A 16,132-nucleotide genomic window follows, 5' to 3' on the forward strand; every position below is an offset into this window, starting at 1 on the left:
GTCACCCCCTCCAGTACCAGAGGCCCCCGATCACGAGCACGAGGAGCAGGCCGACGAGAGCGATCTGCATCCACCCGATCCCCGTGTCCTCGGCCGTCGTGACAGTGATCGGGACGGTCACGGTATTGGAGATCTTCGAGGTGCCGTCCGCATCCTCGTACTTGACGTGGAAGTCAGCCGGATGGACCTTCGGGACCGCCTCGCCCGTGGCACTCAATTCGAGGGTGACAGTGCGGGACGCTCCGGGCGAGAGCGAGCCGATGTATCCCTCGTCGTCTGCGCTATCGAGTGGATCGTCCACGAAGAGTTTCACGTCGACGTTGCTGACTTCCTCGTCGAGTTGGTTGGTGATCGTCGCCTCGATGGTGCGATCTTCGCCGGCCTGGATGGTTTCGTCTTCGACCACCACCTCGAACTGGTCGCGGCGCTCATCGACCGCAGCCGCTGCGTTCACGTCCTTGTAAGCCCGTTTTTCGTTGTCCGCGTTGCGATACGTGACCGCGAGGTCCAGGGAGTGGGTGACCGCTTTCCCGCTCGTGGTGACCTCAAGGGGCAGGGCAAAGTCAGTAGAGGCCCCCGGTTCGAGATCGCCAACCGCAATTTTGGTCTCGACGGGGACGATCGAGGCCGTCGACTCGTCGGCGTACTGGACGACGACATCCTGGACCGGTTCCGGACCCGTGTTGGTCACGGTTCCTCGAAGTTCGCCCTCCTCACCGATCCGAAGTGTCGACTCGGTGGTTTCGACATCGAAGGTCTGTTCGGGGAGCGGTCTCACACCAACTGATAACCCCTCCTGGGCCCCGGGCAATCCGTCCGGGTCCGTGTACTGGACCGTTCCCGCGAGCGAGAACTCCCGGAGGCTCGCCCCCGGCGGCACGGTCACGTCGTACCCAAGAGTGGCGTTCTCGCCCGGTTCGAGTGTTTCAACTCGGCTCGTGTCGGCCTGGGCCTGTCCGAACAGGAACTTCCCACTTGCGGATTCCAGTGCCAGTCGGATGTCTTCGGCCGTCTGTGATCCCGTGTTTGCAAGCGTCACGGCCATCGACCCCTGGTCGCCGATCCGAACGTCGGTGGTGGCGTTTTCGATCGAGAAGCGCGGCGCGTCGTCGACCTCGACTTCGACAGTTCGGGTGACCTGCTCGGTGTCTTCGTCGACCCGTGTACTGCCGATCCAGAGAATATCAGTGTAGGAGTATTCGAGATCGACATCGATCTCGTAGGTTCCCGGCTCCGTTCCTTCGGGTACCTTGAGTGTCAGTGGCACGTCACGTGGTTCGTTCGTCGTTATCGTTCCAACGGCCATTTCACCGCCCTGCACCTCGAGCGGTCCCTCGGCCTCCGTCTCGACTCGAACGTTCCGGGCAGATGTGACTATCTCGTGGTACTCCGCGGTTCCCCATTCCATCTCTCCATCGTTGGATATCTGGAGGTCGATCTGGGACCGCTCGCCGGGCATGACAGTGTCCTGGGGCAGGTGGACGTCGAGATCGGGTTCCCCTTGTGCGGTCCCGGCGGCCGTTGCTGTCTGAGCGGCGCCGATTCCGGCCACCGCGACTGTTCCCGAGGCGATCAGCAGGACCGTCAGTAGCAACGCGAGTCCCGACTGGCGGGAGATCATCGGCCTGGTGTCACCTCGATGGAGACGCCTGATCTGTCTCGATCCAACCGTCGCTGCGCTGTGGGGCGAGTGCGACTAGTCGTTTGCCGGTTCATGACTCGAAATAGGAATCCAAAAATACAAAATGCTTTTGTTCATAAGTTCGTAGCGAGCCCAGCATGACCGAAACACACGCGGAAATCACTCCGGTTGGACAGCGATGAAGGGGTTCTCCGACGATGAGCGGGCGCAAATTCGCGCCGAACTCATCGAGGCGGGGAAAGAGTTGTTCACGGCGATTGGCCTCGAGCGAACCCGCGTCCGGGACTTGACCGACGAAGTCGGCATCGGGACCAGTACGTTCTATCAGTTCTTCGATTCGAAGGGGACCCTGTATCTCACCGTTCTGGACCACGAAGTCGAGCGGATCGCCCAGTCCTACGAGGGAAAACTCGACTCCGCCCCGGATATTCGGTCCGAGGTCCGGCTGGGCCTCGAGGCCCTGTTCGAGGAACTGGAGACCAATCCACTGTTCTATCGCGCGGTCGTCGAGAACGAGCGCCAACAGCTACTCCGGAACCTCCCGCCGGAGCAACAGCGGGGCAACTTCAAGGAGGGACGGGATACGCTCGTTACCCTGGCCGAACGCTGGACGAGCAATCCGCAATTCCAGCTCGACGATCCGGTGGCCGTCGTCGATCTCTTGCGACTGCTCTCCCAGACGGTTCGTCTCCGCGAGCAGTTCGAGACGTTGAGTACCATCGAGGAGTACGAATCGGCTCGAAACGTGTTGATCGACTCGTTAGTCCACGGCCTGACTGACCAGGAGCACACGGAAGATTAGCGCGTGACTCACCCCCGAGACACTCGCTTTGCTCATCTGCAGAAAACGCCCGGAGCGGGATCTGAACCTAACGCAAACGCTCACTACCGTTCGCGTTTGCTTGATTCAAATCCCGCCGGTCGTTCACCACCGCGAATTCACGTCTCGCAACACAGCAAAGCTGGTTGCTCGACGGTGAATGTCGAAGAGAAGCGCCCGGAGCGGGATTTGAACCCGCGTCACGACCGTGACAGGGTCGTATGATGGGCCACTACACCATCCGGGCTTCACTCCTCGATAACTGGGTGATGTGTATAAGGCTTTCCAAAGGAAGGCTCTGTGGTTACAAGTACCAACTCGTGGTCCGAAATAGCAAGGCCGGTTGAGTTGACAAGACTTATCCGTTCGCTTCCTTTAATAATCTGTAGTATCTCGTGAGCAGTTCTCCCCACAGCCAGGTGCATCCATGGTAGATGTAAGCCAACACGAACTCGTACCGGAGCATACCGTCCTCGACGATGCGGCCCTCGAGGGCGTTCTCGAAGAGTACGGGATCAAGCGGACCGACCTCCCCAAGATCAAAGCCAGCGATCCGGCCCTGCCGGAGACCGCCGAAGAGGGGGACGTCATTCAGATCACCCGCCAATCCCGAACGACTGACACGGCCACCGTGTATCGACTGGTAATCGAATAATGCAAACGGAACAACGACGCAAACTGTCCCGGTCGTACTTCTCGAAGGAACGACTCGCCGACCACCACTTCCGCTCCTTTAACGCGTTCCTCGAACGCGGCATGCAGGAGGTCGTCACCGAGAAAGAACGCATCGAGACCGAAATCGGTGACAAGGAAGACGAAGAACCGGTCTGGGTCGAACTCGGCGACGTGCGCGTGGTCACGCCCCGCGTCCGCGAGGCCGACGGCTCCGAAGAACTCCTCTACCCCCAGGAGGCCCGCCTGCGCAACATCACCTACGCCGCGCCGGTCTTCATGGAGATGACGATCAAGCGCGGCGGCGAGGAGGAACCCATCGAAGTGCTCGACACCACCGAAACCAAGGTCGGCCGCATGCCGATCATGGTCGGCTCCCAGAAGTGCAACATCGCCGGCTTCGACGACGAGGAACTCATCGAGATCGGCGAGGACCCCGCCGACCCCGGTGGGTACTTCATCATCAACGGCTCGGAGCGAGTCCTGATGACAAGCGAGGACCTCGCCCCGAACAAGATCCTCGCGGAGTACGACACCAAGTACGGCGACGAGATCCAGGTCGCAAAGACCTTCTCCCAGCGCCGCGGGTATCGGGCGCTGGTGCTCGTCGAGCGCAACCGCGAGGGCCTGCTCGAGGTCTCCTTCCCGAGCATCTCGGGCTCGATCGACTTCGTCACGCTGGTCCGGGCCCTCGGCCTGGAGTCCGACGAGGAGATCGTCCACCGCGTCTCCGACGACCCGGAGATCGTGAAGTTCATGCTGGAGAATTTGGAGGAAGCCAGCGTCCAGACTCAGGAGGAAGCCATCGAGGAACTGGGCAAGCGTGTGGCCTCCGGTCAGGGGAAGAACTACCAGCTCAAACGCGCGAACTACGTTATCGACCGCTACCTGCTCCCGCACCTCCACGAGGACGAGGTCGAGGAGGAGGACGTGCGGATCAACAAGGCCTACTATCTCTGCCGGATGGCCGAGGCGGCCTTCGAGCTGGCCTTGCACCGCCGGCAGTCCGACGACAAGGACCACTACGCCAACAAGCGCCTGAAGGTCTCGGGCGATCTGATGACCGACCTCTTCCGGACGGCGCTCAACAAGCTCGCTCGCGACGTGAAATACCAGCTCGAGCGGGCCAACATGCGCAATCGACAGCTCACGGTCACCACCGTGGTCCGATCCGACGTGCTCACCGAACGCCTCGAGCACCCGATCGCGACGGGGAACTGGGTCGGCGGCCGATCCGGCGTCTCACAGCTTGTCGACCGCACCGACTACATGGGAGTTCTCTCACACCTCCGCCGGCTCCGGAGCCCGCTCTCCCGGAGCCAGCCCCACTTCGAGGCCCGAGACCTGCACGCCACCCAGTGGGGGCGGATCTGCCCCTCCGAGACCCCGGAGGGTCCGAACTGTGGACTCGTGAAGAACTTCGCCCAGGCGATGGAACTCTCCCAGCACGTCGAGGACGAACGGGAACTCAAGGCCGAACTCGCCTCGATGGGCGTCGAGGGCATCCCGGAGATCACTACCGAACACACACCGGCAGACGATTAATATGAGTCAGGGACGAGACGCGAAAGTCTATGTCAACGGGAGCCTCGTGGGGACCCATCCGGACCCCGAAGGGCTCGCAGCACAGATTCGAGAGGCACGACGCCGCGGGGACGTAAGCGAGATGGTCAACGTCTCGGTTAGCGAACGGACCGACGAGGTCATCGTCAACGCCGACGCCGGGCGGGCCCGCCGCCCGCTTCTGGTCGTCGAGGGCGGCGACTCGCTGGTCACCGAAGCCGACGTCGAGGCCGTGCAGAACGGGGACCTGGAGTTCGAGGACCTCGTCGAGGCCGGCAAGATCGAGTACATCGACGCCGAAGAGGAGGAGGACATCCTGGTGGCGGTCTCGGAGGACGAACTCACCGAGGATCACACCCACCTGGAACTGGACCCACAGCTCATCTTCGGCATCGGGGCCGGGATGGTTCCGTACCCCGAGCACAACGCCTCGCCGCGCATTACGATGGGTGCGGGGATGATGAAACAGTCCCTGGGGCTGCCGGCGGCGAACTACCGGATCCGCCCGGACACCCGCCAGCACCTCATGCACTACCCCCAGAAGGCGATGGTCAATACCCAGACCACCGAGCAGATCGGGTACGACGAACGGCCGGCCGGTCAGAACTTCGTCGTCGCGGTCATGTCCTACGAGGGCTTCAACATCGAGGACGCCCTGGTCATGAACAAGGGCTCCGTCGAGCGCGGCCTCGCCCGCTCTCATTTCTTCCGCACCTACGAGGGCGAGGAACGACGCTACCCAGGTGGTCAGGAGGACCGCTTCGAGATCCCGGACACGGACGTCCGTGGCTCTCGCGGCGAGGACGCCTACACGCATCTGGACGAGGACGGCCTCGTGAATCCAGAGACCGTCGTCGACGAGAGCTCCGTGCTGCTCGGAAAGACCTCGCCACCACGGTTCCTCGAAGAGCCGGACGACATGGGCGGGCTCAGCCCGCAGAAGCGCCGGGAGACCTCGGTCACCATGCGCTCCGGCGAGGACGGGGTCGTGGACACGGTCACGCTGATGGAGGGCGAGGACGGCTCGAAACTCGCGAAAGTCTCCGTGCGCGACGAGCGGATCCCCGAACTCGGGGACAAGTTCGCGTCGCGACACGGCCAGAAGGGCGTGGTGGGCCACCTCGCCCCCCAGGAGGACATGCCCTTCACCGAACAGGGCGTCGTTCCCGACCTGGTCCTGAACCCACACGCGCTGCCCTCCCGCATGACGGTCGGTCACGTGCTGGAGATGCTCGGCGGGAAAGCCGGGTCCCTCGAGGGCCGAAGTGTCGACGGAACGCCCTTTACGGGTGAGGACGAGGAGGAACTTCGCGACAGCCTGGTGGAACACGGATTCAAGTCCTCCGGCAAGGAGGTCATGTACTCCGGGGTCACCGGCGAGAAGATCGAGGCCGAGATCTTCGTCGGCACCATTTTCTATCACAAACTCTACCACATGGTGTCGAACAAGATCCACGCCCGGTCGAAGGGACCGGTGCAGGTCTTGACTCGCCAGCCCACGGAGGGGCGTGCCCGCGAGGGTGGCCTCCGACTGGGCGAGATGGAGCGTGACACCGTCATCGGTCACGGCGCGGCCATGGTGCTCAAAGAGCGCCTGGTGGACTCCTCGGACAAGGAGTACATCCACGTCTGTGGCAACTGTGGTATGACCGCAGTGGAGAACGCGAACGAACGACGGGTGTACTGCCCGAACTGTGGGGAGGAGACCGACGTCCACGAGATCGAGATGAGCTACGCCTTCAAGCTCCTGCTCGACGAGATGAAGGCCCTTGGAATCGCTCCCCGACTCGAACTGGAGGACGCCGTATAAATGTCATCTGGACAGAGCCCCAAGTCGATCGGGAAGATCAGCTTCGGGCTGATGAACCCCGAGGAGTATCGCGACATGAGCGCCACGAAGGTCATCACGGCCGACACCTACGACGACGACGGGTTCCCCATCGACATGGGACTGATGGACCCGCGACTGGGCGTGATCGACCCCGGGCTGGAGTGTAAGACCTGCGGGCAGCGCTCGGGCTCCTGCAACGGCCACTTCGGTCACATCGAGCTTGCGGCCCCCGTGATCCACGTCGGGTTCGCAAAGCTCATTCGGCGGCTGCTGCGGGGGACCTGCCGGGAGTGTTCCCGCCTGCTCCTCGATGAGGAGTCCCGGGCCGAGTTCCAGGACGACCTCGACCGCGTGCGGAGCCTCGACCAGGACGTCTCCGACGTGCTAAAATCGGCGATCCGGGAGGCCCGGAAGACCGACGTCTGTCCCCACTGCGGGGAGAAACAGTACGACATCAAACACGAGAAGCCCACGACCTATTATGAGGTTCAGGACGTCCTCGCGGAGGACTACTCCGAGCGGATGGCCCAGGCGATGCAGCCCGACCCCGAGGACGAGGACGCTGAACCGGTCGCCCCGCAGGACCTGGCCGACCAGACCGACATCGCCCTCGACCGGATCAACGAGATCCTCTCCGGGGAGTTCCGGCCGCGCAAGGAGGACCGAGAGGCCCTGGAACGTGCGCTCTCGACGGATCTGACGACCGAGGACATGAACAAACTCATGCCCTCGGACATCCGGGACTGGTTCGAGGACATCCCCGACGAGGACCTGGAAGTGCTGGGGATCGACCCCGAGCACTCCCGGCCCGAGTGGATGATCCTCACCGTCCTGCCGGTGCCGCCGGTAACGGCCAGGCCGTCGATCACCCTCGACAACGGCCAGCGCTCCGAGGACGATTTGACCCACAAGCTCGTGGACATCATCCGGATCAACCAGCGGTTCATGGAGAACCGCGAGGCCGGCGCGCCACAGCTGATCATCGAGGACCTCTGGGAACTGCTGCAGTACCACGTCACCACGTTCATGGACAACGAGATCAGCGGGACGCCGCCGGCCCGACACCGCTCGGGTCGTCCGCTGAAGACCCTCTCCCAGCGACTCAAGGGCAAGGAGGGACGGTTCCGTGGTTCCCTCTCCGGGAAGCGCGTGAACTTCTCCTCGCGGACGGTCATCAGTCCGGACCCGACCCTCTCGCTGAACGAGGTCGGGGTGCCCGACCGGGTCGCAAAGGAGATGACCCAGACGATGGTCGTCAACGAGAACAACCTCGAACGCGCCCGGAAGTACGTCTCCAACGGGCCCGACAGACATCCCGGCGCGAACTACGTCACTCGGCCGGACGGGCGACGGGTTCGGGTCACCGAGAAGGTTTCCGAGGAACTCGCCGAGCGAGTCGAGCCCGGCTGGGAGGTCCAGCGACACCTCGTCGACGGCGACATCGTGATCTTCAACCGGCAGCCCTCGCTGCACCGGATGTCGATCATGGCCCACGAGGTCGTGGTGATGCCCTACAAGACCTTCCGGCTGAACACCACGGTCTGTCCGCCGTACAACGCTGACTTCGACGGCGACGAGATGAACATGCACGCCCTGCAGAACGAGGAGGCCCGGGCCGAGGCCCGGGTCCTCATGCGCGTGCAAGAGCAGATGCTCAGCCCGCGGTTCGGGGAGAACATCGTCGGTTCCATCCAGGACCACATCACGGGCACCTACCTGTTGACGAACTCCAACCCGACGTTCAACGAGACCCAGGCACTGGACCTGCTCCGCCAGACCAGCATCGACCAGTTGCCCGAGCCGGCAACCGAAGACGAGAGCGGCCAGCCCATGTGGACCGGCCGCCAGCTGTTCTCCGAACTGCTGCCCGAGGGGCTGAATCTGGAGTTCACGAGTTCCGCCGGGGACACCGTTATCGTCGACGACGGCCAGCTCGTCGACGGAACGATCGACGAGGACGCAGTCGGTGCGTTCGGCGGCGAGGTCGTCGACACCGTCGCCAAGCAGTACGGGAAGACCCGCGCACGCGAGCTGATCAACGAGATCTCCGCGCTCGCGGTCCGGTCGATCATGCACTTCGGGTTCTCCATCGGTATCGACGACGAGACGATTCCGCCGGCCGCCCAGGAGCAGATCGACGAGGCGATCGAGAACGCCTACGACCGCGTCCAGGAACTCATCGAGACCTACGAGCGTGGGGAACTCGAGAGCCTTCCGGGCCGGACCATCGACGAGACCCTGGAGATGAAAATCATGCAGACACTCGGCAAGGCCCGGGACTCCGCGGGTGACATCGCCGAGGAGCACTTCTCCGATGTCAACCCGGCAGTCGTGATGGCCCGGTCCGGGGCCCGTGGGTCGATGCTCAACCTGACCCAGATGGCCGGCGCGGTCGGCCAGCAGGCGGTTCGGGGCGAGCGCATCAACCGCGGGTACGAGGACCGGACCCTCTCGCACTTCAAGCCGAATGACCTTTCCGCGGAAGCCCACGGGTTCGTGGAGAACTCCTACACGGGCGGGTTGACCCCCAAGGAGTTCTTCTTCCACGCCATGGGTGGCCGCGAGGGACTGGTGGACACGGCGGTCCGGACCTCGAAGTCCGGGTACCTCCAGCGGCGACTCATCAACGCCCTCTCCGAACTGGAGACCCAGTACGACGGGACCGTGCGGGACACGAGTGACACGATCGTGCAGTTCGAGTTCGGCGAGGACGGCACCAGTCCGGTCGAGGTCTCCTCGTCGGTCGATCACGAGATCGACGTGGACGACATCGCCGATCAGGTGCTGGAAGCCGAGTTCGCCGACGAGGCCGAACGGGCGGCCTTCCTCGGCGAGCGCGACGAGACGACCAATCTCTCCGAACACGCCGAGAGCTGGGAGGTGACACAATGACGACCATCACAGACGACATCGAGGCCCTCGTCGAGGACTCGGATCTCACGCGACGCCTCAAAGACGAGGTCTACGAGACGATCGAGGACCGCTCCGTCTCCACGGAGGAGGCCGCACAGATCGTTGATGCGGTCGAGGCCCAGTACATCGACACCCGGGTCGACCCGCTCGATCCGGTGGGCACCGTCTCCGCCCAGTCGATCGGGGAACCCGGAACCCAGATGAGTGTGCCCGCGGACGAGCGAGTCATCGTCCGCCGTAATGGGGAAACCGACCTGACTGAAATCGGTTCGCTCGTCGACGGGCTCATGACGGTTCGAGAATCTGGTCGCGTCGACGGCCACGAGGTAGCATCGGCACCGAGAGGGATGGAGGTCCTATCCCTTCGAGCCGATGAGCAAGTCGAGTGGAAACCCCTCGAACAGGTCAGCCGACACGAAGCGCCCGAGGAGTTGCTTCGGTTCGAACTCGAATCCGGACGAACGATTCGAGCCACGAAGGACCACTCGTTTGTTACCCGGTCGGAGAACGAAGTGGTGCCTGTAGCTGGCGACGATCTCGAAGCTGGAGACTGGTTGCCTGTCGTCCGTTCGTTCGACGGTGGAAAGAAGGCGACTGTGGATCTTCGCGAACATCTTCCGGCTGGCGACTACTGGTATACGTCGGCCCTCACGGATGGTGGGACAACGACGCTCCCAGGCGGTGAAGACCAGATCCGGAACAAACGCCAAGCCCTCGAAGCGGGCGATCTCGACGAGCACGCAGTCTACCCGGTACAGGGAACTGTGGGGCTTCCAGAGCAATTCCCACTCGACGAGGAAACCGGGTTCTTCCTGGGTGCGTTCCTCGCTGAGGGGAACCTGACGGATCACTACGTCTCCATTTCGAACGTCGATACGACGTTCCAGAATCGGGTCCGATCCTTCGCAGAGCGATTCGACCTCTCTGTCAACGAGTACGAAAACAACAGCGGGTTTGCCACTGGGTATGACATCCGAGTGAACGGGACAATCCTCGCTGATTTCCTCGGGGAAGTTGCCATCGAGAATGGGGAGAAGGCGGTTCCGGACTTCGCCTACGGTGCAAAGACGGCCTTCGTCCGTGGGTTACTCTCGGGATACTTCAGTGGCGACGGCAGTGTGGGGAAAAACTCCGTCCGGGCAAGTTCAACATCCGCCAACCTGATCGATGGAATCGGGCTCCTGCTGTCGAGATTTGACATTTATGCGACGTTCGGGTCGGTTGACGATTCGAAGACGCTCCGGGTGCCAAAGAAGTTTGTTCCAGGATTTGCCGACCGGATCGGGATGGTCGGGAGTCGTGGCGAGGAATTGGAGGCTCTTGCATGCGATGTCGACGCCGACGGCCCGGATACGACGGATCAGATTCCAAACTTCGGCGAGTCGCTGAAGAACCTGGCAACGGCCGCTGGCATCCCATCACGCCAGATCAACAGCGCCCACAAGCGCCAACGAATCGGTCGAAACCGGCTGGCTACACTCCTCGACACCATCGAGGCTGGTCTGGATGACCGTCCTGCTGAGCTAGACTCGCTCGATCGAGCTGTGGACGGGGATGTTGTCTGGGAACGGATCGAATCCATCGAGACTTTCGAACCGGACCACGACTACGTCTATGACTTCTCAGTGTCGGGTCTGGAGACGTTTACGACCGCCCAAGGTGTCATCACACACAACACGATGAACACCTTCCACTACGCGGGCGTGGCTGAGATCGACGTCACGCAGGGCCTGCCACGACTCATCGAACTCGTGGACGCCCGGAAGACCCCGGACACGCCGATGATGACCGTCCATCTGGACGAGGAGTACGCGACCGAGCGGGACCGGGCCCACGAGGTCGTCTGGCAGATCGAGGCGACGAAGATCCTCGCGCTGGGGGACATCTCGACGAACGTCGCGGACATGATCGTCCGCATCGACCTGAACGAGGACACACTCGAAGAGCGCTGGCCCACGGTGCCGGACTCCGCCGAGGTCGCCGCCGAGATCGCAGACGTCATTCGGGGCGAACTGGGCGTCGAGGTCCGTCGCGACGGCATGATCCTGGAGTTCGGCCCCGAGCGACCGAGCTACCGCGAGCTCCTCCAGCTCGTCGAGCAGCTGCGGGACGTGGTGTTCAAGGGGATCGAGGAGGTCTCCCGGGTCGTCATCCGGAAGGAGGAGACAGAGAACAGCGAGGAGTTCGTCCTCTACACCGAGGGCTCGGCGTTCAAGGACGTCCTCGACATCGAGGGCGTCGATGCCTCCCGGACGACGTGTAACAACATCCACGAGATCTACGAGGTCCTCGGGGTGGAGGCCGCCCGCGAGGCCATCATCGAGGAGACCCGGGACACCCTCGAGGAACAGGGCCTTGGCGACGTGAACATCCGCCACCTCATGCTGGTCGCGGACATCATGACCAACGAGGGGACGATCGAGTCGATCGGCCGCCACGGTATCTCCGGCAACAAGAAGAGCGTGCTCGCCCGGGCCGCCTTCGAGGTGACGGTGAACCACCTCCTCGATGCGGCCATCCACGGCGAGGTCGACGATCTGGACGGCGTGATCGAGAACGTCATCGTCGGCAAACCGGTGAAACTCGGGACCGGCGACGTCGACCTGCGGATGCGGGCGAGTCGCTCGGACTGAGATGCGTGTCAGCCTCTCCGATACGGCACGGCAGTACCTCGTCCTCTTCGAGGACGTGACCGGGGCGACGGCCGTCGATTGTGTGCTCGACGAGGCCCACGAGCAGGTGCTCTTCGTCGTGGCCGCCGGCGAGATGGGCCAGGCGATCGGGCCGGACGGGAAACGGGTCAAACGGCTGGAGGCCCGTCTCGGGGAGGACGTGGAACTCATCGAGGACGCCCCGACGCCCGAGGGGTTCGTCGCGAACGCGCTCGCGCCCGCGGCGGTGTACAACGTGACGATCTCGGAGAACGACGACCGGGTCGCGTACGCCGAGGTCGACCACGAGGACCACGGCATCGCGATCGGTGAGAAGGGGCGCAATATCGAGGCCGCAAAGCGATTGGCAAAGCGCCACTTCGACGTGGACGACATTCAGTTGACCTGATTTTTGGTCCAGCTTTTTGGCGGGCCTTAGGGCCCGCGAAAAAGGCGGGTGTGGCGGCTGCTCTCAATAAATCTCCTTCAGTTAGCGGTCTTTTTGGTCCAGCTTTTGGCGGGCCGTCAGGCCCGCAAAAAAGGTGGGTGTGAAAGGCCGAGTTTAAGTACATGGGTGGGTTAACCGAGCGTATGTCGAACGGCAAGTACGCCGCCCGCAAACTCAAGAAGGACCGCCAGAACCACCGGTGGTCCGACTCCGATTACGCGCGGCGGGAGCGAGGCCTTCGCACCAAGTCCGACCCGCTGGAAGGTGCACCGCAGGCCCGTGGCATCGTCCTCGAAAAAGTCGGCATCGAAGCCAAGCAGCCCAACTCCGCGATCCGGAAGTGCGTGCGAGTCCAGCTGATCAAAAACGGCAAGCAGGTTACCGCCTTCGCCCCCGGCGACGGCGCGATCTCCTTCATCGACGAGCACGACGAGGTCACCATCGCCGGTATCGGCGGGGCCAAGGGTGGCTCGATGGGCGACCTCTCCGGTGTCAACTACAAGGTCGAGAAAGTCAACGGCGTCTCGCTCATCGAACTGGTGCGCGGGAACGCGGAGAAGCCGGTGCGATAACATGTCCGAGGAAGCAGATCCCGAGGCCGAGACCGAGGCCGAAACGGAAGAAGAACTCGCGGAGGAAGAAGAAGAGACCGTCTCCGCCGAGCTCTTCGGCAAGTGGGACGTGACCGGTATCCAGTACACGGACCCGAGCACTCGCCGCTACATCAGCGTGACTCCCGTGGCCCACACCATGGGCCGACACGCGGCCAAGCAGTTCAAGAAGTCGGAGATCTCCGTGGTCGAGCGACTGGCCAACCGACTGATGCAGACCGAGGAGAACACCGGCAAGAAACAGAAGACCCTCAAGATCGTCGAGGAGGCCTTCGAGCTGATCGACGAGCGCACCGAGGAGAGCCCGGTGCAGGTTCTGGTCCGCGCCATCGAGAATGCGGCCCCGCGTGAGGAGACCGTCCGCCTGAAGTACGGTGGCATTTCGGTCCCCAAGGCCGTGGACACGGGTCCTCAGCGACGGGTCGACCAGGCACTGAAGTTCCTCGCCGAGGGCACCTACGGCGCGTCCTTCAAGACCCCGACCGACGTCGAGGAGGCACTCGCCCAGCAGCTCATCGGCGCGGCCGAGGGCGACGTGCAGACCTACGCGGTCAACCAGAAAGAAGAGAAAGAGCGCGTCGCGGCGGCGGCCCGCTAGACTCTCTGTATTTTCTCTCTCCCGGCTGCAGAGCGGCAGCGCTGTGTTCTGTTCTGCTTTGTGAGTGGCTCACAATGCCATCTGTGCGGGAATCGCCACGCAATCGGAAACACTACCCTTTTGAACCTGCTCTTGATACTACGGATTAATAATGGGCCGACGCAAGAAAATCGTCGAACAGTGTGAGCGGCTCATGGACCAGCCGGAGCAGATCCGGAACATCGCCATTGCCGCTCACATCGACCACGGAAAGACCACGCTGACTGACAACCTCCTCGCCGGGGCCGGGATGATCTCCGAGGACCTGGCCGGCGAACAACTCGCCATGGACACCGAGGAGGACGAGCAGGAGCGTGGCATCACCATCGACGCGGCGAACGTGTCGATGACACACAACTACCAGGACAAGGACTACCTGATCAACCTCATCGACACGCCGGGCCACGTCGACTTCGGGGGCGACGTCACCCGTGCCATGCGCGCGGTCGACGGGGCGCTCGTGGTCGTCGACGCGGTCGAGGGCACCATGCCCCAGACCGAGACGGTCGTCCGCCAGGCCCTGCGGGAGAACGTCAAGCCGGCACTCTTCATCAACAAGGTCGACCGCCTGATCAACGAGCTCCAGGAGGGGCCCGAGGAGATGCAGGAGCGCCTGCAGGAGGTCATCCGGGACGTCAACGAGCTCATTCGCGGGATGGCCGAGGAACGCTACGAGGAGGACAACTGGAAGGTCAGCGTCCAGGACGGCACCGTGGCCTTCGGCTCGGCGCTTTACAACTGGGCGATCAGCGCGCCGTCGATGGCCGAGACGGGCATCGACTTCGGGGACGTCATCGAGATGGAACGCAACGACAAGCGCACGGAGCTCCACAAACAGTCCCCGCTTTCCGACGTCGTGCTCGACATGGTCGCCGAGCACTTCCCCAATCCGGTCGACGCTCAGCCCGACCGGATTCCAACTGTCTGGCGTGGAGACGACACCACCCAGCTGGCCAAGGACATGCAGATGGTCAACAAGGACGGCGAGGTCGTCTTCATGGTCACGGACATCTCGATGGACCCCCACGCGGGCGAGATCGCCACGGGGCGGGTCTTCTCCGGGACGCTCCGTGAGGGTCAGGAACTGTACGTCTCCGGGACGGCCGGCAAGAACCGGCTCCAGTCCGTCGGGGTCTTCATGGGCGGCGAACGCGAGGAAGTCGAGGCAGTCCCGGCCGGGAACGTCGCTTCGGTCACCGGCCTGAAGGACGCTATCGCCGGGTCGACGGTCTCCTCGGTGGAGATGACGCCGTTCGAGTCCATCGAGCACATCTCCGAGCCGGTCATCACGAAGTCCATCGAGGCCCAGAAGATGGACGACCTCCCGAAGCTGATCAAGGTCCTGCAGCAGGTCTCCAAGGAGGACCCGACCATCGGGGTCGAGATCAACGAGGACACCGGCGAGCACCTGATCTCCGGGCAGGGTGAACTCCACCTGGAGGTCATCACCCAGCGCATCGAGCGCAACCAGGGGATTCCGGTTCGCACGGGCGAACCGATCGTCGTCTACCGCGAGGCCCCGACCCAGGAGTCCGAAGAGGTCCAGGGCATCTCGCCGAACCGTCACAACCGGTTTTACGTCACGGTCGAGCCCCTCAGCGACGAGCTGATCGACACGATCAAGCTCGGCGAGGCCTCGATGGACATGCCCGAACAGGAGCGCCGTGAGGCCCTGCAGGAGGCGGGCATGGAGAAGGACACCTCCCAGAACGTCGAGGACATCGTCGGCACCAACGTCTTCATCGACGACACGAAGGGGATCCAGCATCTCAACGAGACGATGGAGCTCATCATCGAGGGCCTGGAGGAGGCCCTCGAAGACGGCCCGCTCGCGGCCGAACCCGTCGAGGGCGCGCTGATCCGACTCCACGACGCGCGGCTCCACGAGGACGCCATTCACCGTGGTCCCGCCCAGGTCATTCCGGCCATGCGCGAGGCCGTCCACCGGGCGCTCATCGACGCCGAGATCCGCCTGCTCGAACCGATCCAGGACGTCCGGATCGACGTCCCCTCCGAGCACATGGGCGCGGCCTCCGGCGAGATTCAGGGTCGTCGGGGACGCGTTGATGACATGTACCAGGAAGGCGACCTGATGGTCGTCGAGGGCATCGCCCCGGTCGAGGAGATGATCGGCTTCTCCTCGGACATTCGCTCGGCCACCGAGGGCCGTGCCTCCTGGAACACCGAGAACGCCGGCTTCCGGGTACTGGTCGATAACCTCCAGCCCGAGAAGATCACCGAGATCCGCGAGCGCAAGGGCATGAAGACCGAACTGCCCGAGAGCATCAACTACTTCTAGGCTCCGGGTCCGGCAGGCCTTTACCCGCTCCGCGGTAACACCCGG

At 63.2% G+C, this 16,132-nt stretch carries 11 protein-coding genes and 1 tRNA gene; 10 read left to right on the forward strand and 2 right to left on the reverse strand.

What is annotated here, in order from left to right; all coding sequences use genetic code 11:
- Position 1: 1 nt before the first annotated feature.
- On the reverse strand, positions 2-1,621 hold the full coding sequence (locus tag RH831_RS05760; RefSeq protein ID WP_310553288.1) for an NEW3 domain-containing protein: 1,620 nt from the start codon (positions 1,619-1,621) through the stop codon (positions 2-4).
- 199 nt (positions 1,622-1,820) lie between these two features.
- On the opposite strand from RH831_RS05760, the gene RH831_RS05765 reads away from it, so the two are divergent.
- Positions 1,821-2,444: a TetR/AcrR family transcriptional regulator gene (locus RH831_RS05765; protein ID WP_310553289.1), complete on the forward strand. Its 624-nt coding sequence runs from the start codon at positions 1,821-1,823 to the stop codon at positions 2,442-2,444.
- A gap of 192 nt (positions 2,445-2,636) precedes the next feature.
- Here the strand turns inward: RH831_RS05765 and RH831_RS05770 are convergent.
- Positions 2,637-2,709: transfer RNA gene (locus RH831_RS05770), tRNA-Asp, on the reverse strand.
- A 180-nt stretch (positions 2,710-2,889) separates the two neighbouring features.
- Here RH831_RS05770 and RH831_RS05775 point away from each other — a divergent pair.
- The 9 genes from RH831_RS05775 to RH831_RS05815 all read left to right on the forward strand — a co-directional run bounded on the left by RH831_RS05775 (position 2,890) and on the right by RH831_RS05815 (position 16,087).
- Positions 2,890-3,117 (forward strand): DNA-directed RNA polymerase subunit H, encoded by a 228-nt coding sequence (locus tag RH831_RS05775; RefSeq protein WP_310553290.1) that lies wholly within the window; start codon positions 2,890-2,892, stop codon positions 3,115-3,117.
- Complete coding sequence (locus RH831_RS05780; protein ID WP_070365384.1) at positions 3,117-4,679, forward strand: DNA-directed RNA polymerase subunit B''; 1,563 nt, start codon at positions 3,117-3,119, stop codon at positions 4,677-4,679. The genes RH831_RS05775 and RH831_RS05780 overlap by 1 nt, the downstream gene beginning before the upstream one ends.
- 1 nt (position 4,680) lies before the next feature.
- Positions 4,681-6,507 (forward strand): DNA-directed RNA polymerase subunit B, encoded by a 1,827-nt coding sequence (gene rpoB / locus RH831_RS05785; protein ID WP_310553291.1) that lies wholly within the window; start codon positions 4,681-4,683, stop codon positions 6,505-6,507.
- A complete protein-coding gene (locus RH831_RS05790; protein ID WP_310553292.1) occupies positions 6,508-9,420 on the forward strand; it encodes a DNA-directed RNA polymerase subunit A' in 2,913 nt (970 codons plus the stop codon).
- Positions 9,417-12,074, forward strand: coding sequence for a DNA-directed RNA polymerase subunit A'' (locus tag RH831_RS05795; protein ID WP_310553293.1), 2,658 nt, complete (start codon positions 9,417-9,419; stop codon positions 12,072-12,074). Before RH831_RS05790 ends, RH831_RS05795 begins: the two co-directional genes overlap by 4 nt.
- 1 nt (position 12,075) lies before the next feature.
- Positions 12,076-12,501 carry a NusA-like transcription termination signal-binding factor gene (locus RH831_RS05800; RefSeq protein WP_310553294.1) on the forward strand — a complete coding sequence of 142 codons (426 nt, stop codon included), beginning with the start codon at positions 12,076-12,078 and terminating at the stop codon, positions 12,499-12,501.
- A 182-nt stretch (positions 12,502-12,683) separates the two neighbouring features.
- The gene (locus RH831_RS05805; RefSeq protein ID WP_070365379.1) at positions 12,684-13,112 is read left to right on the forward strand and encodes a 30S ribosomal protein S12; all 429 of its coding nucleotides are present in this window, start codon (positions 12,684-12,686) and stop codon (positions 13,110-13,112) included.
- Between the two features lies 1 nt (position 13,113).
- A complete protein-coding gene (locus RH831_RS05810) occupies positions 13,114-13,749 on the forward strand; it encodes a 30S ribosomal protein S7 (protein ID WP_310553295.1) in 636 nt (211 codons plus the stop codon).
- 151 nt (positions 13,750-13,900) lie between these two features.
- Positions 13,901-16,087 (forward strand): elongation factor EF-2, encoded by a 2,187-nt coding sequence (locus RH831_RS05815; protein ID WP_310553296.1) that lies wholly within the window; start codon positions 13,901-13,903, stop codon positions 16,085-16,087.
- Positions 16,088-16,132: the final 45 nt, after the last annotated feature.

The organism is Halodesulfurarchaeum sp. HSR-GB (assembly GCF_031432215.1).
In the GTDB taxonomy this organism is placed as follows: Archaea; Halobacteriota; Halobacteria; order Halobacteriales; family Halobacteriaceae; genus Halodesulfurarchaeum.

Excerpts from the sequence above, each read along its gene's own strand:
- RH831_RS05760 (WP_310553288.1), bottom strand. The coding sequence starts at position 1,621 with ATGATCTCCCGCCAGTCGGGACTCGCGTTGCTACTGACGGTCCTGCTG.
- RH831_RS05765 (WP_310553289.1), top strand. The coding sequence starts at position 1,821 with ATGAAGGGGTTCTCCGACGATGAGCGGGCGCAAATTCGCGCCGAACTC.
- RH831_RS05775 (WP_310553290.1), top strand. The coding sequence starts at position 2,890 with ATGGTAGATGTAAGCCAACACGAACTCGTACCGGAGCATACCGTCCTC.
- RH831_RS05780 (WP_070365384.1), top strand. The coding sequence starts at position 3,117 with ATGCAAACGGAACAACGACGCAAACTGTCCCGGTCGTACTTCTCGAAG.
- rpoB (WP_310553291.1), top strand. The coding sequence starts at position 4,681 with ATGAGTCAGGGACGAGACGCGAAAGTCTATGTCAACGGGAGCCTCGTG.
- RH831_RS05790 (WP_310553292.1), top strand. The coding sequence starts at position 6,508 with ATGTCATCTGGACAGAGCCCCAAGTCGATCGGGAAGATCAGCTTCGGG.
- RH831_RS05795 (WP_310553293.1), top strand. The coding sequence starts at position 9,417 with ATGACGACCATCACAGACGACATCGAGGCCCTCGTCGAGGACTCGGAT.
- RH831_RS05800 (WP_310553294.1), top strand. The coding sequence starts at position 12,076 with ATGCGTGTCAGCCTCTCCGATACGGCACGGCAGTACCTCGTCCTCTTC.
- RH831_RS05805 (WP_070365379.1), top strand. The coding sequence starts at position 12,684 with ATGTCGAACGGCAAGTACGCCGCCCGCAAACTCAAGAAGGACCGCCAG.
- RH831_RS05810 (WP_310553295.1), top strand. The coding sequence starts at position 13,114 with ATGTCCGAGGAAGCAGATCCCGAGGCCGAGACCGAGGCCGAAACGGAA.
- RH831_RS05815 (WP_310553296.1), top strand. The coding sequence starts at position 13,901 with ATGGGCCGACGCAAGAAAATCGTCGAACAGTGTGAGCGGCTCATGGAC.